Source organism: Gracilibacillus saliphilus (assembly GCF_010994085.1).
In the GTDB taxonomy this organism is placed as follows: domain Bacteria; phylum Bacillota; class Bacilli; order Bacillales; family Amphibacillaceae; genus Gracilibacillus; species Gracilibacillus lacisalsi.
This window is the reverse complement of sequence record NZ_WJEB01000050.1, coordinates 1-22,295: the sequence shown is the minus strand read 5'-3', so window position 1 is coordinate 22,295 and position 22,295 is coordinate 1. Positions and strand designations below refer to the sequence as shown.

Genomic DNA, 22,295 nt, shown 5'->3' with positions numbered 1-22,295 from the left:
TATTTGACATTGTACGCTAGACAACAAAACAGCGTTTAGTCAAGACTAAACGCTTTCGAAATAATATGCTTAGAGTATATACCGTGAAGTAAGGTAATCAGGGTTTGCATCTCCTCTAAACCGTTTAATTATATCTTTATTACCCCAATTAGCCAGTTGTCAACCGTTGACAGGAGCGATTATTACCTATACCAACCACGATTAAACACGTTAAGAAAGCCACAAATGAAACAAAAATAGCCATCATTAACCCGATACCCGCCATAAATAAATCCTCTCCTGGATATGAAGGCTCTAATGTCACATACCAATAACTGAAGAAAATGATCATCACGGCGTAAAAACTACTACCAATGAGAGCAAACTTCCATTGATTCAGCTTCGATCCACTCCAGGAACGTGCAAATTTAATCCAAACAATAATACTGATAATTACAGCACCAATCATAATAAATATATGTAGATATGGAATTAGTAAATAGCTTAGGCCAATCAATATCAATATCGTACAAGAAAAAAGAAGCGCATTTACTCCAAATAATATCCCTCCTGCCTTCCAATGACTGTTTAACCATTTATGTTTTTCACTGTCTAGCTGTAAGGATCCGAAAGACTCTAATTTTCTGACAATTGGTTTTCGCAAGAATAAAAAAAGAATAATTGCTAAAACTCCAACTATTAGAAATATACTCATCATCATTACCTCCTATACTTTTTATTCGGAGATGGTATTATGCCTTATACAAATAATCATCCTGCAATTTATTATCAAAAAGTTGGCAGTGGAACAGCAATCATATTTATCGCTCCGCCAGGAATGGGACACTTAACATTCCGTTATCAAACAATGCTTCAACATAGCTTTTCCGTTATTACATTTGACAACAGAGGGGATTGTCGTAGTGGCCATTCCAATACAAAACTAACTTTTTCTCAGTATGTAGATGACGTGAAAAGTGTGTTAGACGAAAATGAAATCTCTAAAGCCATTGTTTGTGGTTATTCTAACGGCGGCTTAATCGCACAACAATTCGCTATATCTTATCCAGAGCATACATTAGCACTTATTATGATTGGGGCTTACCACGCACCGAAAAGCTTAATGCTTCGTACCGAATATAAAATAGGCATAACAGTTGCCAGAAATAATTGGATTCCTTTACTAGCAAAAGCACTTTCTTTCAATCATTTTTCAGATAAAAAAGCAGCAAAGGAAATAGAAATGGAAATAAAGAAAACGAACGCTGATATGTTACGACAACAATATCAATTAGGCTTGGATTATGACAATGAGCAGCAACTATCTAATATTGATGTACCGCTATTAATTATTTATGGTGCTAACGATCATTATGTACATTCCTATCAAAACATCTTTCGCAAAAGGTTACATGATGTAGAAGTTGCCTATGTTCATCGTTCTAAACATCAAGTACCAACCAAGTATTTTCATGAGTGTAATGCCATCATTTATGAATGGGTGAAGCGGAAACAAATAAAATAACATTCGTTCAACACAAAATCATACCAAATATTATCTGTGATTAGAAGTAAAAATGCAATCATTTAATAAGGCTGCCTCGGCTGAATGAGACAGCCTTATAAAAACAGCTAGATAAAATCCCATGATAATGGGGTCCCTTTTTCAATTGGCTGATTAACAGTTTTACCTAGACACATTTCATAGTATTTTGGCGCTAAACCAAATCCAGGACGAATAACACGGATATTATCACGGGTTAATGGTTCCCCTTTTTTTACATTTTCCGTAACATAAATAGACCGACGATATTTTTTAGATTGGTGCTCTGCTTTCGTCGGTCCGTATTGGACTTGCCCCATTGCCTGCCAGGCTCTTTTCGTTTCTTGGACTAGTAAGTGGAATTCCTCTGGTTCCAATGAAAAGGGTGCGTCCACTCCTCCATCCTGTCGAGAAAGGGTAAAATGCTTTTCGATTACTGATGCACCTAATGCTACACTTGCAACCGCTACACCGCTACCTAACGTGTGATCTGATAAACCGATTGGACATTGAAATAATTCTTTCATATGTGGAATTGTTTTAATATGACTATTTTCTGGGGTTGCTGGATACGTACTTGTGCATTTTAGTAAAATGAGCTCCTTACAGCCTTCTTCTTTGGCTGCTTGGACTGTTTCTTCAATTTCTGCCACAGTACACATACCAGTTGAAATAATCATCGGTTTTTTGGTTCTGGCTACTTTACGAATCAATTGAATATCCGTACATTCAAAAGAAGCGATTTTATAACAAGGTACATGTAAGCTTTCCAAAAAGTCAACAGCTGTTTCATCAAATGGTGAGCTGAACGCGATCATCCCTAACTCTTGGCAACGGTCAAAAATCGATTGGTGCCATTCCCAAGGTGTATAAGCTTCCTGATATAAATTGTATAAAGATTTGTTTGCCCAGGGACTATTTGGATCTGAAATAACAAAGTCTCCTTTCTCGACTTCTAATGTCATCGTGTCTGCAGTATAAGTTTGAATCTTGAGTGCATCTGCGCCAGCCTCCGCAGCTGCTTCTACTATTTCCAGAGCACGCTCTAGCGATTGGTTATGGTTTCCTGACATTTCTGCAATGACAAACGGCTCATAACCTGTACCAATTTTTCGGTTGTCGATCGTTACTTCCTTCATGAAAATCCTCCTTTCCACTCTTCTTTAAGCAAACCTAATGTCCACACATCATAATATTGACCATCTTTCATAACATGTTGACGTAAGGTACCTTCTACTTTAAAACCTAGCTTTTGATGAAAGTGAAAGCTAGGTTGATTAGTTTCTATTACTTCTGCACAGACTTTTCGTATCCCCTGACTAAAAATGTGAGTAAATGCTATAGAAGCCATTTTTGTACCAGAACCTTTAGGTGCATCAAGTTCTCCAATGTAGAACCCCCAGTAACACCGCTGATGTTGCTTTTGTTTATCAAAAAATTGTACAAGTCCAAGTGGTTTGTCATGTTGAACATAAATGAAAACATCATGATGGGGATTAGTCGACACTCTCTCATACCACTTTACATGTTCCTGCCAAGTAATCTCTCTATCAGTATACATATATTGTTTAATATGGTCACTATTTCGCCAAGCTAGCACTTGTTCCAGATCATTTTCTTCTAGCTTTCTCAAGAAACTATCAGTCATCAGTACCCTCCTTCAGCATAAAACGTGAAACATAACGATGATCAACATTTTCTCTGAAGTAAGCTAACCGATCTGCCATCCGCTGTAATAGTGAAGGTGTACCGCTTAATCGACATATTGCTTCTTTAATGTCTACAGTTTTTACCTTACTATTTTTCCCTAAGTGATATACAAACCCTTTAGCATGCAAATGATTTAATATTTCAGATTGGTTATCCGCTACTTCAAGGGTGATGGCAGGTAATTGCATAAAACACCTTTCCCAAGTTGTTGTTCCTCCTGCACCAATTGCAAGATCCGCTTCCGCCATTAACTCTGACATACGATTGGTTTGTTCATATAACTGAATATTTTCGTGCAGTTCTACCAAATGTCGTAGCTCTTTTATTTGCTGGTTGGACGTGCCTGTAACTACATCCACCTGCCAATGTTGATCTTGAAGCTGAGTAATAGCTCTTAAAGCTTTATACGTTTCATTAGTTGGGTCGCTCCCACCAAAAGAAACAAGAATACGAGCTATGGTATTTCTCTTCCTCTCATATAGCTTCGTCATCACAAATTCTTCTCTTAATAAAAGGTATCGGGGACCCAAAAGCAAAACCGTATCTGGCCGAACTAATGATTGATAGCGTTTCTGCTTGTTTGGAAGCAAATTTTGATCTAGCAAAATGTCACAGTAATGTCTGCGGTTTGCTAGATCATCAATTACCATCAATTGGTCTGCAAATGGTTTTACTGCAGCCTCCCACCGATAATCTAAATCATAATGATCTACTACAATGTAATCAAAACAAGGATATTGTCGAATGAACTCAATCGTTTCTTCTGCATCCTTTCGCCAATTGGAACGCAAATTGGCGATCATCGTCGAATGAGATAAAACATGGACTGGGAATCCTTTTTCTTCAATGTAACTAATTAAATTTCCTGGGAAATGGTAACAAAAGAAAATAACCTCTACACCCTGTGTTCGTAACTGCTCTGCTAACACTAAACAACGTCTTACATGACCAGTACCAATTTGGTTAGATGCATCAGAACGAATCCCGACTCGCATAAGTTATCACCAGTCCTTTTGTTTAATGTTCGCATTGATTGTTTGCCAATCTGGATGATGTTCTAATAATTTTATTACATCTTCTAACATATAATATTGATTCTTTGGTTCTAGTGATTGGATGATTTTTTCGATTAATTGAAAGTCTTCTATGGTGTCGACCGTTAAACGATAGTTACTATAATCAGTATGATGAAGGACATTAACGATATCAAATTGATCTGGATGATCTCTGATATAGGTAGTAACATGTTCACGATCACTATTACGGCATGCTATTTTGTTTAGTTTCTCTAATGTTTGCCTTGTAAACACTTCGATATCATAGCCTCTCGGATATGTCCTCTCGAGAACATTAGCAGCATAATCTGCATGCTTACTTGTTATAAAAGCTTGGATAACATGGTCGATTGTTTGTGCATCTATGACTGGACAATCAGCAGTTAAACGAACAATTACATCAGCTTCTGCTTCTTTTGCTGCTTGATGATAACGGCTTAACACATCTTTTTCCGACCCTCGGATATAATGCAGTTTCTCTAATTTGCAAAATTCTACAATAACATCATCTTTTCTGTTGTCTGTTGTCGCAATCACGATTTCGTCCAAATAAGAAGCATGCCGAATCCGGTCTACCTGATACTTGACCAACGGCTTTCCAAGCACTGTTCGTAACACCTTTCCAGGTAGTCGAGTAGAACCCATTCTAGCTTGAATGATCGCTACAATTTTCATGATAACACCTCATAATGAGAGAGGACTTTCTTTACAGCAGCAATCACATCATCTGCATCCGCTTCCGTCATTTTGGGAAACAGTGGTAAAGTTATCATGGCTTGATACAATGTTTCTGCATGCGGACACAGACCTTTATGATAGCCTAACTGTTGATAATAGGGGTGAAAGTATACCGGTATATAATGAACATTCACCCCGATATTTTCCTTTTGTAATGCTTGAAAAACTTCTGTTCGAGTCGCATTTAACTTATCCAATTGTAGGTTTATGACATATAGATGCCAGCTCGAGTTAGTATCAGAAAGCTGGTAAGGTAAAGTAATCTGATCAAACTCACGAAAAGCTTCATTATATTTCTCTGCAATAGCTCTTCTTCTTGCTAAAAAGTTTTCGATTTTATTTGCCTGGCTTAACCCAAGGGCTGCTTGCAAATCAGTCATACGGTAATTATATCCAAGTGACTGCATTTCATAGTACCAAGGTTGACCTGAAACAGCTAATCGCTCCTCACCCCGTGTTATGCCATGATTTCTGAATTCTCGTAGTTTCTGATAATAATTAAGATTATCCGTCGTAATCATACCACCTTCACCTGCTGTAATATGCTTCACTGGATGAAAGCTAAACATCGTCATATCTGCTAAAGATCCTACCTGTCGTTCATGGTAGGTTGCACCAAGAGCATGAGCAGCATCTGAGATCAAAGGAATAGAGTGCTTTGCTGCAATCGTACGTATTCGGTCATAGTCTACTGGCTGACCGGTAAAGTCCACTGTTATAATCGCTTTTGTTTTCTCTGTAATGTGTGCCTCAATTTCCTTTGGGGAAATGTTGTAGGTATTGGGATCAACATCAGCAAATATGACATTGCCACCCTGATAGAGAATGGAATTAGCTGTAGCAGCAAAGGTAAGAGGTGTTGTGATTACTTGATCATTCTCTTGAATCCCTGCTGCAAAACATGCTCCATGAAGTGCTGCCGTGCCACTCGAAAAAGCAACGGCATATTTAGCACCAACATAGTCTGCAATCTTTTGTTCAAATAGCTCAATCGTTGGACCAGTTGTAAGATAGTCGCTCTTCAACACGTTAAGAACTGCCTGTGTATCAGTGCTATCTATCCACTGTGTTCCATAAGGTAAATACCTTTCTCTTACTGGTTTCCCACCATGAATTGCTAACGTATGCTCAGACATAAATCATCCTTCCTTTTAAATAAGATTTGTCGATTGAATCCATGCTTCTGTTTTCTGAATCCCCTCTTCCAAACTGAACATTGGCTGCCAACCTAATAATTTCTTCGCCTTCTCATAGTTACATAATAATTTTGGAATCTCGCTTTGCGGATGGATATGTGTTACGTGTTGTATGCGATTTTTATCTTTAGCTATTAATAATGCGAGCTCATTGATACTGATATCTTTGCCTAATCCTGCATTGATAATTTCACCATTCGTTTCATCTGCATAACCAGATTCCACTACAAATCGGGCACAATCTTCGACGTAGAGTAAATCGCGTGTTTGTGTTCCATCTCCGTAAATGGATAATGACTTACCAGTTAATTTATTTTTGATAAAAATCGCAACAACCCCACCTTCGCCGCCTGTTTTTTGGTAGGGGCCATACGTGTTAAACGGACGAATCACTGTTACTGGTAGACTGTAGGCGTAATAATAAGAAAGCACCATATTCTCAGCAGCTAATTTGGAGCCTGCGTATGGTGAAGCTGGCTTTACTCGGTTGGTTTCACTAATACCGTTATCATCACTCGCTTTATCATATACCATACATGTGCTCATAAACACCATCTTCACGGAATGTTTTCGGCATGCTTCCAAAACATGAAATGTGCCTATTACATCATTATGAAAAGTCGTTTCTGGATTATCGATACTGTCCTGTACATTGATACTTGCACCTAAGTGATAACATATATCAAATTGTTCCTTAAACAATTCCTCCAATAGTTGCTTATCTTTGATATCGCCTGCTATTAATCCATGAAAAAATGGATGTTGTTCAAACTCTATTACATTTTCCTTTCGGCCATTAGATAAATCATCTAACACCCACACATGATGTTGATCCTCTAATAGTTTGGCTACAACCCAACGTCCGATAAAACCTGCTCCGCCTGTAACGAGAATATTCAAATTCATCACCCTTCCTTCAACATTTAAGGAATCAAAACCAACGTTGGCTTCATTTTTTTGCCATAAAGCATCGATTTTTGTTAAGGAATGTTTTGTTACTTTAAAACCTGAAGTGATTTCATCTTCTAATAATTGATACATTGCTTACATACTTCCATCATTACTTCAATAGATCAATTCAGATCGTATGAAACTAATTCTTTTTGAAAATACGCAGTGTATACTTAGGTAGTTTGATGCTTTCACCGGTTGATTGCTCCACTTGTTTAAAACCTAATCCTTCAAATATGTCACGATAATTACGTGGAAAAATACGCCAATGTTCATCGGTCTCCGCTTCAAGTGTGAGCAAGTAAGATTTGGTTATCCTCGCAATATGATTAAATATCCATTCACTGTCTGGATGAATATGTTCCAGAACCGCCATCGTAAAAACAAGGTCATAATGATCCTTCTCCATATGCTTTAGAACCGCTTCTACAGGAGCATGAATGATATCGGTATTTTCCGCTAATTCTGGATAAACTTTATGAAGCTGTTCTACTGCTTCCTGGCTAATTTCAATTCCTGTTAATTCTTTATAATCATTTTGATATAAATGATGCAGGTTTCTCCCTACATTACATCCAATTTCCAAAACACGTTCGTTTGGTTGTATATATTTCTCCACATAACTTAATAAATAGCTACTTCGCTCTGTTTTTAAATTGTACTTTTCTGGATGACTATTCTGCTTCCAGTACTCGTGAATTTCACTTAATGATTTTTTCACTTTATATCTCCTCTCCTTAATTCATCCACTAAATCTCGCAGACGTTGACTAGAAGAACTCTGATCAGGATAAGCATGAGCCAGAAATCGAGTTTGATTCTTTTGGACAAATTTTCGCCATTTAACCTGTTTGAAATACAATTGAATCATGTCTGCTAATTTCATTGGATCACGATGGACTTGCGAATTTATCTCGTTGTAATATCCCGTATAACTTGGTAGTTTCGTATGCAAAATAAAGACTGGCTTCCCAACAAGCATTGCTTCTAATGCAACCGTTGATGCATAAGAAACAATGGCATCAACATGTGGCAAAATATCGTACAGTGTAAGTTTTTTAGTAGATTTTATTGAGGAATAATCAAGTAATAGTGGATGCCGTTCATCATTTGGATAATCTCGCAGTATGATATTGAGGTTTAATGTTTTTTCTACTTGATCTATTACTATTTTCCAATCATCTAGATCGCGTTGACCTCGAACAATTAACAGCAATGTTTTTTTTCGTTTATCTAAGTTTAAATGTTTCATCCATTGCGCTTTTGTGATGGTCGTTTTTTGTAGACTTTGATCAAATCTAGGATGTCCAACTATTTTTACTTCGTCTTCTGGAACTCCACATTCCATATACCAGTCTTTTTCAAATTGACCATAAACAGCATCAATGGTTGCTACTTTTGGTAAATAACCGAACTCATTGCCAATGATGCCATGTTGCATTGAGATTGTAGGAATTCCATGCTTTTTCGCCACAAAAGCCATCACTCTGCCAAAATGATTCGGACTTGACATAACTACAACGGAAATAGCAGTTTTTCTTATCCATTTCTCCATCCTATCTATTTGATCGATGACAAAGTTAATTTTTTTATGGAACATATATTGAAATACCTGATTCTGATAGAGATGATGAGCCGGGAATTGCTGTAATAACGTTTGTATTTGCTGTTTAATTTTTGCTTTTGGTTTATCTATATGACGTGATGCATAATCTTGTAAATAATAGACATTTGACTGAGCTTGATCATGTGGATGTTTATAGGTTTTGATAAAAATAGTTTTGTCTGTATCAAAATAATTTTGATAGGCTTGCGGTGGTATCCGCAGCAGAGAATCTTCTAAGAAAGCGACCTGCCCATTTCTCACCTTCTGTGGTGTATGCCATGTTGCTAAATAATTAGTGAAAACAGCTTGCACTTGCTCTCGATGTGTGACATTGTGATGCAATACTTGTTTGAAAGATTGCTTTGTCATTTCTCCCCAAATATTCGGGTGATGACGGATAAGACTAGGAAAATGAACGAGATAGGATAGACGATAACCTCGATAGACAATATCTTTAAAATCCTCGACAAAATCTAAATATAGTGACCAATAATTTTCCCTGTAAACATTCATCCATTATCCTTCCTTTACTATTAACCGATTAACTAATTCATGCAATCGAACGATCGATTTTTGCGTACTTGGATAGGCATGGTGAAGAAACTCGATTCGCTTTTTCTCTGCGTAATGCCGGGATTCAGCTTTTGTAAAATACGCAATCACTTTCTCAGCTAACTGTTGAGGCTCATATTGCATAAGGTCTCCTAGTCCTTGAAAATAACCAGTTGCTCCAGGGAAATCTTTGTTCAGCACAAATGTTATCTTATTACTTAACATTGCTTCCAACCCTACCGTTGAAGAATAAGTTATTACTGCATTCGCATGTGGAAACAAGTCGTAAATTCCAAAACCTTTCGTATCCAATACATTATAAAACTCTTTTGTTAACTGATGTGGTTGCTTACTTGGATAGTTTTTAATGAGAATATTAAACGTTTGCTTATTATTCAAGGTTTGAATGAATTTCCGCCATCGAGCAATATCTTCATTTCCCCTGACAGCAATCATAATTGTTTTTCGATTATGATTTAAACCTAACCGTTGATAAAACGAATTACGGTTCATTCTAGGTTGTCTGTATTTTTGATCAAAGCGGGGGTGGCCAATGATCTCGAGAGCATTTTCATCTATTCCAAGTTGTTGATACCAATCTTTCTCATACTGACCATATAGCGCATCTACCGTAGCGATTTTAGGAATATAACCTAACTCGCTTGATATAATACCATGCTGCATACAAATCGAAGGTATGCCCTTGCTTGCACCAACAACCGCCAGAATCCGACTGATGAAACTATGCGTAGTCGATACGACAATACATGAGATTTTCACCTGTTCCAACAACTTTTCTATCTTTTCCATATAGATAATGACTGATGAAATGTTTTGCAGTAACCATTTTTGAAAAGTAGATCTACTATACAATGGATGGTCGTTATGGTTAGCTAATATCTCTCTAGCTTTTTGTTGAACTTGTTTGATTTCCAACTCTACATCTACTGCCATTTCACCAAAATAATATAGCGGGATGTATTGAATTTGAGTTAATTTGTTTCTTTGTTTTGTCGTTACTACTGTTTGATTGAGAGGTCGAGCACGAGTCTTCTTTTTTACTGAACGTTTGTTATTTTTTTGGTTGGATCCATTGGTTATCATAATTGTATTAGCAGCTGAAAATTTTTTTTGTAAACTCAATTTAGGAAATCGGAGTAATTTATCTACATGTATGGCAACTTTACCACCTGATCTAGGTTGATTGATTTGATGCTTTGCTGTAAAAGCATTAAATTTATCTTGAATATCTTTCGATGACATCACTTCTCGTTTCGCATATTTTGTATAGAAGCCCTCTTTCAATTGATACATTAAATAGTCGTTAGGCAAGACAAAGGCTGGCAAATGACAAAAATGAACAATCTCATAATCTCGGTAAGTTAAGGATTCAAAATCATGAAGAAAATCGAGATACATTGACCAATAATTCTTTAGGAATTTGTCCATGATTTCCTCCTCTTAAATCAGGTTTGCTCCAGTTAATAGTTGATAAAGCTCCTCTTTACTTACTGCCTGCTGCTCTGCAGAACTGTAGGTGCCTGGTTTTGCATTTTTGGCATGCACATAGCTGACGCCTGTATCTACTGGAATCACAAACATATTAGAAAACTCCCATGCATGTAACGATTCTTCATGGGTCATCAGTTCTTCATACATTTTTTCACCTGGCTTTAAGCCAATAATTTCGGTAGTCACTTGTTGCTGCGATTGTTTGATTAATATTTCAGCTAAATCGCCTAATCGAATAACAGGCATTTTCAGTACAAAGATTTCTCCTCCTTTTGCTTCTTTTAATGCCTTGATGGTCAGTTTCGTTGCTTGTGATACAGTCATCATAAACCTTGTCATATCAGGATCAGTTACAGTTATTTTCTGATGTGACCGTATTTGTTCCTGAAAAAGTGGAATAACAGAACCTCTTGATCCCATTACATTACCGAAACGGACACTTGCAAAAACGGTGTTATTTTCTCCTGCTGCTGCTATTAAACGTTCACCGATTAGTTTCGTTGCACCATATGCATTTGTGGGAGAGATCGCCTTATCTGAACTGGTGAAAACGACTTTTTTCACTTTATTTGCTATCGCTGCTTTCATAACATTGTAATTTCCAATAATATTGGTTTGAACAGCTTCGATTGGATTTTGCTCACAGGCATCAACTCTTTTCATTGCAGCTAGTTGCAGCACATAATCGACATTTGTCATTACCTCTTCTACTCGATCTTCATCTCGAACATCTCCGATTACAAATTCAAGTGTGTTATGATGGTTGAATTGTTCTTTTACAACATTTTGCTTATATTCATCGCGACTAAATACCTTTATTTTTTTAGGTTGGTCTTTTAACAGTTCTGCAATTATACTTGTTCCAATTGTGCCAGTACCTCCAATAACTAAAATCGTCCTGTCTTTAAAAAACACAGCTGTCCCTCTTTCCTATTTACATAAGGCTTTATTAAATGGTACTTGTATATGTATATTGAATAGTCGGAAAACAGGAACGACCGCAGCCTATTAAGAGCTACCCATTTAAATAATAGGTAGAACAAGAAAAGCGCAGAGCGCCCGCTTAGAAACGTAGCGACTGGAACGCATTAACTGAGATAAAGGAATCGCGGTGAGTTTACGAACCGATGATGACTTATCGTAGGGCAATTCGTGAAGTCGCCTAGTTTCTGGGCGCTCAGAGCTAGACATCTGTGCAAAATTTATACTTTCCCACCTAACAAAAAAGAGAGGATTATTCCTCTCCTTTTGTCTCTGTTGCTTCTTCATTTGTTGGGTCTTCTGAGTGAGTTGCTTCATTTAATGGTTCTTCATTTAATACTAATTCCTGATTTGTTTGTTCCTGTGGCTCTTCTTCGACAGCCGTTATTTCGTTTGTTTCTTGAACGATATGTGGCGTTTCTTCTACTGGTTGTTGTTCGGTATTCATTACTCCGAACGATTTTTTCTTACTTGGTACATGTTTTTTCTTCTTTTTACTTATTTCAGGTTCTCCATTAGGAAAAATAACTGGGCATTGTGCCGGGATCGTTGGTGATGGACAAGGTGGAACAGGTAACATATCACGTGGCTGACAAAAATCAGCTTCTAACTCAATTGTAACCTCATGTGTAGATTGAATGCTTTGACATATCCGGACTGTTATTGCCAAATTTAATTCATCGATTTCCGTCGTTGTACCTGTATCACAATTTACCGAACACACAAAACAATTTAAATCTGTATAGGATACATTAATATCTGTTCCTTCTGGTGCACATAATATCACTTGCTCACAACGTGAAAAGGTAACCGCACCAATTTCAATGGAACCCCCGCCAAGCTCTGGTATCAGTTGTGCATAAACGATGACATCAAAGCTTTTGCGGATGTTCACAACTTGTAAGGTGACTTCTTCTCCGTCTATTATAAATACCTGATCTTCGCGATCTAACACAACAATCGAATCTTCTTCTGCTGGAATAACCTCACATGTTACGGTATCTAGATCAATATCGTCGCATTCTAATTGGGCACCAGTCACCGTATTAATCGGCAACTCCAATCCATCTATATTTAAATCAAATGTTGCCTCATTTAGAACCCAGTCATATACTTTTTCGGTATTGACACACAATAACTCCTGCCCACCTGTTATGTGGTTAATTGCCATTTCACTTACACACCTCCATTATGATCGTCATCTCCCTATAGACTATGAAACTAATAGGTAAAACGTTAATGTTATTTCACGGTTTATCGAAAGCTTCATACATTAGGTAGTAGGCGATAATCACGAAAGGGGATTTCAAAAAATGAACGAAAAAAATGATCAATTAGATATCGAAAATCTTAACGAGGTGCTCGCGGAATTACAACAAGAGGTACAATCCATAAAAGGGGACGTGGAAAAATTACGAATAGCGAAATTGATTGATAGGTTAGAGCTATTTATTAATGAAATGAATGGTGTCAAACAGGATGTCGATCAACTACAGCAAGGATTAACACAGTTGAGAACACCGACAACATCTAAAAAAACAAATTATCAACCGTCAGAATACAGCAAGTTGCAAAGAATGCTCCAGTCGGTTCAAACAGATAGCTCTAACACTACGAGTAAAAAGTGGAATAACTCAACGACTGAGGTAACAGCAATTCACCATAACAAATGATAAATACCTAGTTTTTCGACAACACTTCCATTCGTCCAAACCTTTTTTAAAAAATACCAATATACTAAAATGGACAATAATTAAAGGAGATGGCTCAATGAAAGCTAAACAAATCACAAAAAAAGTAGGCAATTATTTTAAATCATCAAATGAACCAATCGTTATCACTTCTAAGATTAAAAGAAAAGCTATAAGAAGAAGCAAAGGCGGCTGCTGTATGAAATAATTCATACTGGTTTAATATGGAAGAGATTTTGCGAAATTTGCTTAATCGTTCGTTGGGGAGATTGCTCCTCTACATCATCTAATTTTTGATAAAAAGATGTAATTTCTTCTGCAGACAATGAAAATTTCCGCTTTTGCTTTCGAAGGTTTTTTTTCTGCTCAATTTTAAGATTCAGAAGGCTACGAGGTGGTGATGGCAACGAAATCGTATTACATAAATCCAAGATATGATCAACAGCATAACTATTTTTTTCCCAGCTACAGTAATGATACAACCTATCATCACCTGGAATAACAGCTTGATGATGTAATAGCTGATCAATGGTATCACGTAATTCCGTCAAACTTGTTGCTTTAAAACCTAATAGATTTGGCAGTTCTATTTCCTTTGTTTCCAAAGGTTGATAGACAATAACTGGCTGATCTAGAAGAAAGGCTTCAATTCCTGATGTACAACCATTATGAATCACGATTTTTGCTGCTAATATCCATTTATTAATGACGCCTTCATGGACTACATGGACATTTGATATATTTTTGAACAGTCTTCGATAAGAATTAAAATTTTCAGCTGGATGTGGGCGAATAACTATGTTGACCTGGGGAAAATGGCTTGCCGTCACTTTAATCATTTCTAAAAAAGATTCATAAAGTGCTTTAATATGTTGGACAAAGACCGTATCCTTTTTTCCCTTTGCCGCATTATATAAAGAGAACCTAGTATTAATTAAAATAAAATCGTGATATTGTTGCTGCAGGCTCTTAACCTCATCCTGATACAAATTTCGAAATTTAGGCTTTAGTAAATCAAATCGTGGATTACCTACAACATAACATTTGTTAGCCATATCAGGATATGTATCACGAATTATCTGTTTTTGGTGCTCACCCCAACAATATTCATGTTCGACCAGCTTTAAAGTATCTTTTCTCATTCGGTCACGTATATATTGATTTTTTTCAATTAATAATCCTTCTTCATCCAGTTCAACAATCGTTTGACCCTGTTCAACAGCATTGGTAACCATGCGTTTTCGAAAGCCTTTTGGTCCGCCTTTTGCGAAATATATACCCGAAGGATAATGAGCTGCAGCTTCTGCCACTAAAGCAAGATCGCCAATTATTACTTGATAGCCTCTACGAATCGCATAATAAGCAAGAAGCAATTTAGCATCTAGTTCACGTACTTTCACTTCAATCGGCAAATATAACCAACGATTAGTCATTTTCGGTACTTCCTTCAGCTCTAGACTTTAATAGATGAATTACTTCTTCATAACCTTGACGGTTGTTTTCAATATGACGATCTAGTACCTCCGCTAGTTCTGATAAATTAACTTGACTACTGTCGGTATTATTACTAGTATTTTTCATAAATAAATACATGAGCAGCATATGCAATGTTTCGTTTTCCAAATATACAAAACTATTATTCTTTTTATAATCCTCCTTATGGATACGGTCGATATAGTCTTTCATATATTGGCTTATCATTTGATTGATATCAAATGATTGTTGATCTCTTTTACTTTTTTTCATGTAGATCGCCCTCCTGTTGCCGATCTGCTACCGAACCGTTCAGGTTAATCTGATTCAATGCATTCACACCATTAGGTAATTCATTGCCATAGGTGAATCCTTGAATCGTACCGGAGTATTTAGCGGTTGGAATCCATTTAATTTGGAAATTGGAAAATGTTAATGTCTCACCTGGTTCAATTGTCTGTTGTTGGGTCGGCCTTAACCAAATCTCATTTTTGTCAGATGGTTCATTAATTCGCTCCCATGCATTTGATAACATTCTTGTTTGTTTGGAATTTTGATAGAGGTATTTTCCTGAAAATTGAAAGTCAATGTTGGCGGTGATCTTCAGCCCTATATGTGGATTAGTTAAGGCTTTGTTTCCAACATTCTGAACATGAAAGGAACCAATGCCATAATTCTCCCGATCTTCTTGATGTGCCAGTTGAAAAGAAGAAGTAAAATAGCAAATTATCTTTAAATCATCGGTAACACCTAAATCTTGAATTAATCCTTTGATTTGGTCTAAATAAGACGACTGCTCCTCTTGCCAGTCAATTAGTTTTTGTTGTATTTCCTGATGATCAGACATAAATACACCTCTTTCGTATGTCTTTCTAGATGAAAAAAAAAAGAAAGAGAGGATTTTCCCTCTCTTTATCCCTATGTCGTTGAATTATCCGTTATTCCCGTTACTAGGGAAAACTACAGGGCATTGTGCTGGAATAGTTGGTGCTGGGCATGGTGGGAATGGTAAAATGTCTCGTGGTTGACAGAACTCAGCTACAAGTTCTAATGTTACATCAAAAGTAGATTGGATGCTTTGGCATAGACGTACAGTTACTGTAACATCTAATTCATCAGCTTCTGTAGTAGTACCTGCATCACATGCAGCAGTACACACAAAGCAATCTAGGTCCGTATACGATACATCTATGTCCGTTCCTTCTGGTGCACAAAGAATGACTTGCTCACAACGAGTAAATTCTGCCGTACCAACTTCTACCTGAGTACCACCAAGTGCCGGTACCAAATTAACGAAAACAGTTACCTCGAAATTTTTACGAATGTTAACAATTTGTAATGTTACTTCTTCATCATCCACGATAAACACTTGATCTTCACGGTCCAATACAACGATTGGATCCGTTTCAGCAGGAGCAACTTCACAAGTTACTGAGTCTAAATCAATATCATCACATTCTAGCTGATCACCAGTTACAGGGTTGATCGGTAATTCTAGGTCTGGTAAATTCAAATCGAAAGTTGCTTCGTTTAAGATCCAGTCATATACCTTCTCTGTATTAATACACAGAAGCTCCTGCCCTCCTGTTAGATTATCCATTTGCATCGAGCAAACACCTCCAAATAAGATTACTGTCCATATAGCCTATGACAACACACCAAAAAATGTTTTAGTGAATTTGCGGAAATATCATGATATTTGGGAAGTTAGGCGAATATCATATGATAAAGAGAGTCCGCAATCGCAAAACAAGTGTGAGTTTCATCAGTAACAGTTATAAAATCTGAATAAAACAGCACATTTGTCACGAATTGGTGTTTCACCAATATTATATTAATGTGCAGTAAAAAGGGTGAATCGTCATGTATCAATATAGGCTCTATAATTATGAAGAAATTGAAAAATTAAATCGTGATCTAGAAGTTTATAAAAAAGCAATAGAAACATGGAATCAGAGTGAATCCGTTTTATATATGGAAGCCCAGCAAGAACTAGAAGCAACAAAGAAAGAATTAGCTAAATATAAAGGAGAAATGAAGGTTATGGAAAAAACCTATCAAAAGCAAATACAAAGTTATGACCAGAAGGAACAGAAAGTAGCTGCTCAAATCCATGCAATAAACCACTCGATCCAACAATTAAAGAAGGACGTTCACAGTATAAAGGATGATGTGAAAGAAATACGTATTAATGAATTACTCGAAAAAGTAGATCAAATAATCGGACATACAGATACAGAATTACATGAAGTAAAAAAACAAATTGATGAGCAGAAGCATGTATTTACTCAAGACAAAAATCAGCCTCAACCTGAAAAACAACAGCAGCGAACGAGAAGACGGACGAGTGAATACCGTCGATTGCATAACATGTTAAAAGCAGCAAAGCCTAAAAGCCATGTAACCCCACCCCCAACTAATAGTACGATGACAAACCCAAAACGGCGACGTCAATATGCTGATACAAATATGATCACTGTCCAGAATGGTAAGAAGGTATTTCATAACGCAAAATATGAACTCAACAAAAATATCATTGTCAAAAAGAAAACAGCAAATACGGAATCAAAAACGGAAAAGAAAAATATAGAAAAGGTTAGAGAAGAAAACTTGAATAAAAAGATAACTGAAAATGAAGAGAAAAACATCCAACAGGTGGAGCAAGTAGAAGAACCAAAAACGAGAGTATCCAATCTTCCTTCTGAACCAAAAGAGCAAGAATCAGCCGTTTCTCGAGAACCAAAAAAACAAGAGCCAATTGCTGAGCCTAAACCAAGTAAACCAGAACCAGCCACAGTTGAGCCAGATCAAAAAAGCGTTTCACACAAACAAGAAACAAAAACTACACAAGAGGAAAACACTTCTCCAAGTGGCATTAAAAAAACATGGTTATTAGCTAAATCATTATGGAAAAAATGATCACTTTACCAAATAATATCTATCAAGCCTTGATTATAGAAGGAGAAAGACAGTTGCCTTATGAGGCATGCGGACTATTAGCTGGTTTTTCAAAACAAGTCACGTCATTTTGGCCATTGCAAAACCAAGTAAAATCTAGCAGCCGTTTTTTTGTTCCTAAAGAAATCGTTATTTCAACAGTTGAGAAAATTCAAAACAGGAAGGAACAGGTTTTAGCTATTTACCATACCCACCCCTCAACGAAACCTGTCCCTTCACAATTTGATTTGAAACATCATCCAGATGAACAAGTGGATATGGTGATATTATCCTATAAATATGCGATACCACAAATAAAGTGGTATCAGATTCGACATAATACCTACACAGCATGTAAACTTGTTATAAGTTAATGACTAATTAGAAAGTATGTGCAAGTAAATCATCCTTTTTTTCAAAAAGGTAACCCCTATATACAGCGGATAAATAATGTAGATAGTTATTTAGTATCTGTTTGATTGATTTTAACTAATTCCTTCAGTACACGGTGGATATTTTGCAGGCTGATTAAAATTAAGCCTAACATCACAAAAGTTACTATTTCACCTGTTACAATCGATATGATTCCAAGCACCAAAGCGTACAAGACATATGGCCAATTACTCAATGGTATTCACCTTCCTTTTAACGCCTGTTAAGTTTTAATTTTAAGCCTTCATGTGTTGCATTGAAACCAAGGTTTTCATAGAACCTTAAAGCATCTGTTCTTATTTTGTCTGTTGTTAGTTGAACTAAGTGACAATTTCGGGTTTTAGCACGCTCAATTGCCCATGTAATCATCTTCGTTCCGATCCCTTTCCCTCTTACTGACTCATCAGTCCGCACCCCTTCAATCGTTGCTCGCCATCCCCCTTGATGCGTTATGTAAGGGGTAAATGTAATTTGTAGTACTCCAATAATATCTCCTTCCAAAGCAACCACCATTAACTCGTTATTGGGATCTGATTGTATCGCTTCAAACGCTTTAATATATTGCTTTGGTAGAGGGTGGCTATAATTTTCACGTGTTTTACCTAGGGGATCATCCGCTAACATTTGCACAATTTTATCCAAATCTTTTGCTTCGGCTTGCCTGAATAGCAACTCATTTTCCAATACAAATCAAACTCCTTTTATTCAATTTCGTGTTGCTGTGCTTCGATATTCTTCACGTAAAAATTGCCCTTTCACTTAAGATAAATTTTAATTCTTTTTTCAACATCATGATCGCCTCTTCCGTTAACCACGCTTTATTTATATGCTCTTCTTTACCGTTATCCTGCACCAATAAAAACATATCGTCCATCTCAACTACACGCTCAATGTTACGAAATTCAATTTTTATTCTGGTTAACAAATTTGGTCGATACAATGAAATAGAGTTCTCTTCCAACCGTAAATATACTTTATTTGGCATTTTATAATAAAACATAACCCGAGTTATTCCGAATAAAATAATTAACAATTGCAAGATAAGGCCGATAATTAACTGGATAATACCTAACTCTAACATGTTAGAAAATGTGCTCACCATAGTCACAACAACAGCGATTACATATAGAAACCAATTGACACTGTATTTCTTCCATTTAACATCAGGATTAAATGTAAACTGCAACTAATCCCCCCTAAGCTTAAGTTTTGTTGGAATAGTCTCCCCCATTATTATACAGTTCTTCTATATTTTCAATAATCTCATATTAGATTATAATGAAGAGTATTGATTGAAATTTACATACTTATTGAGGTGCAGTAAAATGAAACAAATTTATACAGATGTGATCCAATTTCGTGGTTCGCATTATGATCTAGGCTATATACAAGGTCAAAAATTAAAAAACTCTTTTCTTGTGCAAAATCGAAATAGACAATGGAAAGTAAGAATTCCTCGATTTCGGATTGACGAGAATGCAACAAAAGCAATATTTAGACGTTTTAATTCTTCTATCTGGGATGAAATGGAAGGGTTAAGAGATGGACTGGGCTGGCCAATGGAACGTGTTTTGTTAGAGTTTGGCGGCTATCGCTTGAAAGTACAGCAATCCGGTTGTTCTATTTTTGTCGGAAATGATTATATGATTCGTAATTATGATTATCACCCGAAAACCTATGATGGACGTTACGTACTATATCAACCAACAGATCCTGGTTATGCGACAATCGGTGTCAGTCAACGTGTTTCAGGAAGATCGGACGGAATGAACGAAAAGGGACTTACTTTAGGCTATACATTTATTAACCGAAAACGCCCTGGTGACGGATTTGTTTGTCACATGGTTGGAAGACTTGTTCTAGAATTATGCGCTAATGTGGAAGAAGCAGTTTCCTTATTAAAAGAACTTCCGCATCGTGGTTCATTTAGTTACATACTCTTCGATGGAAAAAGTAATACGGCTTCGATTGTAGAAACGTCACCTCGAGGTGTAAAAGTACGTCAAGGAAATACTTGTACCAATCATTTTGAAATGATGACTCAAGAAAACCGGCATTTTTTAGATGATTCCAACAAAAGGTTAAAAGCAATGAATAACAAACAAAATCATGATTTATCCGGACTAGAAGCTTTCCGGATGTTGAACAATTCTGATCAAGAGCTGTTTTCGAATCAATATCGTAATTGGGCTGGAACGATTCATACATCAGCATACTTCCCTCAGTCATTAGCTTCATGGCTTGCATTAGGTGGTGATCAAAAGCCGACTGAGTTTGATTTTGCTGAATGGTTAGCTGGAACAGATTTTTCCAAGGGACGAATTGAAGGAAAGGTTGATACGGATATTCCGTTTCTACATATGGAAAAAGCGGATTGGTTTAAAAATTAGCATGAATAAAACCAGTTACTCCTTATGCCGGGTAACTGGTTTTAATTTAACACGTTAAAAGAATAATTCGACATAGTGAAATATCTTGATTATCAACAGCCATGTCCTTCTTTTTTTGTCACTTTGATAAATTCAATACATTTTTGTAACTTAATCAAACTATCAGACGACTAAGTTAATAATGGAGGTTTGGATAATGGGAAAAAATAATCTACTTGTTTTATCCACTATTCTTTTGTTTGGACTGTTTGCGTGTTCTAATCCACAAAATGCAAATGATTATGCTAACCAACATATGGGTAAACACAACAAACAATGGAGTAAAACCAACTTAGTTGAAGTTAAAAAGAGTGTTTGGAGTCAACTATCAGCTGAGCAGAAAGAATGGGTTAATGGCACTTGGGAAGATGGTGACGTATCTAAAATTACTTTAAACCAAAATATAGATGATCAATCATATCAAGGGAAGGAAGTTTATTTGATTGATTATCCTACAAAAAATACAGGTATGCCTAATAATATGATTGTATATGCTGATTTAAAAACTCTAAACTATATTGGAAATGGACTTGTTGATTGATGATTCTTTAACTCTTTTACCATACATAAAAATCAATAATTAATCTTTCCAGGGTTACTTTTCATCGCTAAAAAAAGTGCAGCTATCCAACCGAGTAGAGTCCAACCTAAGAAAAGGTTAATAATATATACAGTTATTTTGTTAGGTTTATTTTTTTTAGTAGCTAAAATACTTGGTATGAAATAAATAAAAACTTGTGCTGTAAATACAAATATGGTTAATAAAACCTCCATTTTAATGCTCCCCTAGTTTTCTATTTATAATTTCCCTTTAATTATACTTAAAAAATAGTTTACTTATAAAATATTGTATAATAGACTAGGTATTTCTTAACTGGTTTTCAGCGCAAGCTCATACTTGATTGATGAAAATAGTAGTAACATTTGATATAATTTAATACAATTATACCATTTTATTCAAAAAGGAGGGGTATTGGTGCGAGACATAATAAAATCAGTTATAGAGTTTCTTCTTATGTTTCTGCTTTTAATTGGGGTTGGTGCTTTTATTGAAGTAAGTTCTATTGCTTTAAAAATCAATTCTACATTCATGAACATCTTCTTGTATTCTGTTACATTTATATTATTAGGATTCTTTTTATTCCGTGTAGTAAAAAGACATCAATTAAATAAATGGATTCTATTAATAGCAGCTGCTGTATTTTTATTTCTATCAACGATCATACCGGATCAATCACCCACATTACTTCATACAACAAAATATACTTATACTTTTGGTGTTCCATTTCCATTTATTACAATCTACAGTGAGAATAATTCTGGCTTCCTTTTACAACATCTTTCTATAAACAATTCATATTCAGTTAACATCTTCGCATTCATTGCAAATATAATTTTAATGTATTTTGTCATAAAGTGGATTAGGAATATTTATCATAAACCACAAATACCAACTACTACTTCTCAAATGAATTCATAACCACAGAAAAACCAGTTATTCCTTTGTAGAA

At 36.1% G+C, this 22,295-nt stretch carries 28 protein-coding genes; 8 read left to right on the top strand and 20 right to left on the bottom strand.

Annotated features, from left to right (window positions below):
* Positions 1 to 148: 148 nt before the first annotated feature.
* Positions 149 to 694, bottom strand: coding sequence for a hypothetical protein (locus GHT08_RS21090; RefSeq protein ID WP_163583366.1), 546 nt, complete (start codon positions 692 to 694; stop codon positions 149 to 151).
* Positions 695 to 733: 39 nt separating this feature from the next.
* Between GHT08_RS21090 and GHT08_RS21085 the strand changes: the two genes are divergently transcribed.
* A complete protein-coding gene (locus GHT08_RS21085) occupies positions 734 to 1,504 on the top strand; it encodes an alpha/beta fold hydrolase (RefSeq protein WP_163583365.1) in 771 nt (256 codons plus the stop codon).
* Between the two features lie 107 nt (positions 1,505 to 1,611).
* Here the strand turns inward: GHT08_RS21085 and pseI are convergent, their stop codons facing one another.
* The 11 genes from pseI to GHT08_RS21030 all read right to left on the bottom strand — a co-directional run bounded on the left by pseI (position 1,612) and on the right by GHT08_RS21030 (position 12,993).
* Positions 1,612 to 2,661, bottom strand: coding sequence for a pseudaminic acid synthase (pseI, locus tag GHT08_RS21080; RefSeq protein ID WP_163583364.1), 1,050 nt, complete (start codon positions 2,659 to 2,661; stop codon positions 1,612 to 1,614).
* Positions 2,658 to 3,170: a UDP-4-amino-4,6-dideoxy-N-acetyl-beta-L-altrosamine N-acetyltransferase gene (pseH, locus tag GHT08_RS21075; protein ID WP_163583363.1), complete on the bottom strand. Its 513-nt coding sequence runs from the start codon at positions 3,168 to 3,170 to the stop codon at positions 2,658 to 2,660. Before pseH ends, pseI begins: the two co-directional genes overlap by 4 nt.
* Entirely contained in the window at positions 3,163 to 4,227 is a 1,065-nt protein-coding gene (gene pseG, locus GHT08_RS21070) for a UDP-2,4-diacetamido-2,4,6-trideoxy-beta-L-altropyranose hydrolase (protein ID WP_163583362.1), read from the bottom strand. The genes pseH and pseG overlap by 8 nt, the downstream gene beginning before the upstream one ends.
* 6 nt (positions 4,228 to 4,233) lie before the next feature.
* Positions 4,234 to 4,962, bottom strand: a complete 729-nt coding sequence (locus GHT08_RS21065) for a cytidylyltransferase domain-containing protein (RefSeq protein WP_163583361.1) — start codon at positions 4,960 to 4,962, stop codon at positions 4,234 to 4,236.
* Positions 4,959 to 6,161: a UDP-4-amino-4,6-dideoxy-N-acetyl-beta-L-altrosamine transaminase gene (gene pseC / locus GHT08_RS21060; protein ID WP_163583360.1), complete on the bottom strand. Its 1,203-nt coding sequence runs from the start codon at positions 6,159 to 6,161 to the stop codon at positions 4,959 to 4,961. The genes GHT08_RS21065 and pseC overlap by 4 nt, the downstream gene beginning before the upstream one ends.
* Positions 6,162 to 6,176: 15 nt before the next feature.
* Positions 6,177 to 7,121 (bottom strand): dTDP-glucose 4,6-dehydratase, encoded by a 945-nt coding sequence (locus GHT08_RS21055; RefSeq protein WP_163583367.1) that lies wholly within the window; start codon positions 7,119 to 7,121, stop codon positions 6,177 to 6,179.
* 193 nt (positions 7,122 to 7,314) lie between these two features.
* Positions 7,315 to 7,893 carry a class I SAM-dependent methyltransferase gene (locus tag GHT08_RS21050; RefSeq protein ID WP_163583359.1) on the bottom strand — a complete coding sequence of 193 codons (579 nt, stop codon included), beginning with the start codon at positions 7,891 to 7,893 and terminating at the stop codon, positions 7,315 to 7,317.
* Entirely contained in the window at positions 7,890 to 9,290 is a 1,401-nt protein-coding gene (locus tag GHT08_RS21045) for a glycosyltransferase family protein (RefSeq protein WP_163583358.1), read from the bottom strand. Before GHT08_RS21045 ends, GHT08_RS21050 begins: the two co-directional genes overlap by 4 nt.
* A 3-nt stretch (positions 9,291 to 9,293) precedes the next feature.
* Positions 9,294 to 10,778 carry a hypothetical protein gene (locus GHT08_RS21040; protein WP_163583357.1) on the bottom strand — a complete coding sequence of 495 codons (1,485 nt, stop codon included), beginning with the start codon at positions 10,776 to 10,778 and terminating at the stop codon, positions 9,294 to 9,296.
* A 12-nt stretch (positions 10,779 to 10,790) separates the two neighbouring features.
* Entirely contained in the window at positions 10,791 to 11,756 is a 966-nt protein-coding gene (locus tag GHT08_RS21035; protein ID WP_163583356.1) for an SDR family NAD(P)-dependent oxidoreductase, read from the bottom strand.
* A gap of 319 nt (positions 11,757 to 12,075) precedes the next feature.
* The gene (locus GHT08_RS21030; protein ID WP_238343640.1) at positions 12,076 to 12,993 is read right to left on the bottom strand and encodes a BMQ_0737 family morphogenetic spore coat protein; all 918 of its coding nucleotides are present in this window, start codon (positions 12,991 to 12,993) and stop codon (positions 12,076 to 12,078) included.
* A gap of 142 nt (positions 12,994 to 13,135) precedes the next feature.
* Between GHT08_RS21030 and GHT08_RS21025 the strand changes: the two genes are divergently transcribed.
* Positions 13,136 to 13,495, top strand: a complete 360-nt coding sequence (locus GHT08_RS21025) for a hypothetical protein (protein ID WP_163583355.1) — start codon at positions 13,136 to 13,138, stop codon at positions 13,493 to 13,495.
* Positions 13,496 to 13,592: 97 nt separating this feature from the next.
* Positions 13,593 to 13,721: a hypothetical protein gene (locus GHT08_RS22460; protein WP_018931373.1), complete on the top strand. Its 129-nt coding sequence runs from the start codon at positions 13,593 to 13,595 to the stop codon at positions 13,719 to 13,721.
* Position 13,722: 1 nt separating this feature from the next.
* Here the strand turns inward: GHT08_RS22460 and GHT08_RS21020 are convergent, their stop codons facing one another.
* From GHT08_RS21020 to GHT08_RS21005, 4 genes are all read right to left on the bottom strand, one after another.
* Positions 13,723 to 14,946, bottom strand: a complete 1,224-nt coding sequence (locus tag GHT08_RS21020; RefSeq protein ID WP_163583354.1) for a surface carbohydrate biosynthesis protein — start codon at positions 14,944 to 14,946, stop codon at positions 13,723 to 13,725.
* Positions 14,939 to 15,259 carry a hypothetical protein gene (locus GHT08_RS21015; protein ID WP_163583353.1) on the bottom strand — a complete coding sequence of 107 codons (321 nt, stop codon included), beginning with the start codon at positions 15,257 to 15,259 and terminating at the stop codon, positions 14,939 to 14,941. Before GHT08_RS21015 ends, GHT08_RS21020 begins: the two co-directional genes overlap by 8 nt.
* Positions 15,246 to 15,833 (bottom strand): hypothetical protein, encoded by a 588-nt coding sequence (locus GHT08_RS21010; protein ID WP_163583352.1) that lies wholly within the window; start codon positions 15,831 to 15,833, stop codon positions 15,246 to 15,248. The genes GHT08_RS21015 and GHT08_RS21010 overlap by 14 nt, the downstream gene beginning before the upstream one ends.
* Before the next feature lie 84 nt (positions 15,834 to 15,917).
* Positions 15,918 to 16,592 carry a BMQ_0737 family morphogenetic spore coat protein gene (locus tag GHT08_RS21005; RefSeq protein WP_163583351.1) on the bottom strand — a complete coding sequence of 225 codons (675 nt, stop codon included), beginning with the start codon at positions 16,590 to 16,592 and terminating at the stop codon, positions 15,918 to 15,920.
* A 257-nt stretch (positions 16,593 to 16,849) separates the two neighbouring features.
* Between GHT08_RS21005 and GHT08_RS21000 the strand changes: the two genes are divergently transcribed.
* Together GHT08_RS21000 and GHT08_RS20995 are read left to right on the top strand one after the other, a co-directional pair.
* Positions 16,850 to 17,905: a hypothetical protein gene (locus tag GHT08_RS21000; RefSeq protein WP_163583350.1), complete on the top strand. Its 1,056-nt coding sequence runs from the start codon at positions 16,850 to 16,852 to the stop codon at positions 17,903 to 17,905.
* Complete coding sequence (locus GHT08_RS20995; RefSeq protein ID WP_163583349.1) at positions 17,893 to 18,297, top strand: M67 family metallopeptidase; 405 nt, start codon at positions 17,893 to 17,895, stop codon at positions 18,295 to 18,297. Before GHT08_RS21000 ends, GHT08_RS20995 begins: the two co-directional genes overlap by 13 nt.
* Positions 18,298 to 18,383: 86 nt before the next feature.
* Here the strand turns inward: GHT08_RS20995 and GHT08_RS20990 are convergent, their stop codons facing one another.
* From GHT08_RS20990 to GHT08_RS20980, 3 genes are read right to left on the bottom strand one after another with little or no spacing between them, the layout of a single operon-like run.
* Complete coding sequence (locus GHT08_RS20990; protein WP_163583348.1) at positions 18,384 to 18,551, bottom strand: hypothetical protein; 168 nt, start codon at positions 18,549 to 18,551, stop codon at positions 18,384 to 18,386.
* A 17-nt stretch (positions 18,552 to 18,568) separates the two neighbouring features.
* On the bottom strand, positions 18,569 to 19,039 hold the full coding sequence (locus tag GHT08_RS20985) for a GNAT family N-acetyltransferase (RefSeq protein WP_163583347.1): 471 nt from the start codon (positions 19,037 to 19,039) through the stop codon (positions 18,569 to 18,571).
* A gap of 52 nt (positions 19,040 to 19,091) precedes the next feature.
* Positions 19,092 to 19,541, bottom strand: a complete 450-nt coding sequence (locus GHT08_RS20980) for a hypothetical protein (RefSeq protein WP_163583346.1) — start codon at positions 19,539 to 19,541, stop codon at positions 19,092 to 19,094.
* A 139-nt stretch (positions 19,542 to 19,680) separates the two neighbouring features.
* On the opposite strand from GHT08_RS20980, the gene GHT08_RS20975 reads away from it, so the two are divergent.
* Together GHT08_RS20975 and GHT08_RS20970 are read left to right on the top strand one after the other, a co-directional pair.
* Positions 19,681 to 20,745: a C45 family autoproteolytic acyltransferase/hydrolase gene (locus GHT08_RS20975; protein WP_163583345.1), complete on the top strand. Its 1,065-nt coding sequence runs from the start codon at positions 19,681 to 19,683 to the stop codon at positions 20,743 to 20,745.
* 196 nt (positions 20,746 to 20,941) lie between these two features.
* Entirely contained in the window at positions 20,942 to 21,325 is a 384-nt protein-coding gene (locus GHT08_RS20970; protein WP_163583344.1) for a hypothetical protein, read from the top strand.
* A gap of 32 nt (positions 21,326 to 21,357) precedes the next feature.
* Here the strand turns inward: GHT08_RS20970 and GHT08_RS20965 are convergent, their stop codons facing one another.
* A complete protein-coding gene (locus tag GHT08_RS20965) occupies positions 21,358 to 21,558 on the bottom strand; it encodes a superinfection immunity protein (RefSeq protein ID WP_163583343.1) in 201 nt (66 codons plus the stop codon).
* 202 nt (positions 21,559 to 21,760) lie between these two features.
* On the opposite strand from GHT08_RS20965, the gene GHT08_RS20960 reads away from it, so the two are divergent.
* Positions 21,761 to 22,264 (top strand): hypothetical protein, encoded by a 504-nt coding sequence (locus GHT08_RS20960; RefSeq protein WP_163583342.1) that lies wholly within the window; start codon positions 21,761 to 21,763, stop codon positions 22,262 to 22,264.
* The last annotated feature ends 31 nt before the right edge of the window (positions 22,265 to 22,295 follow it).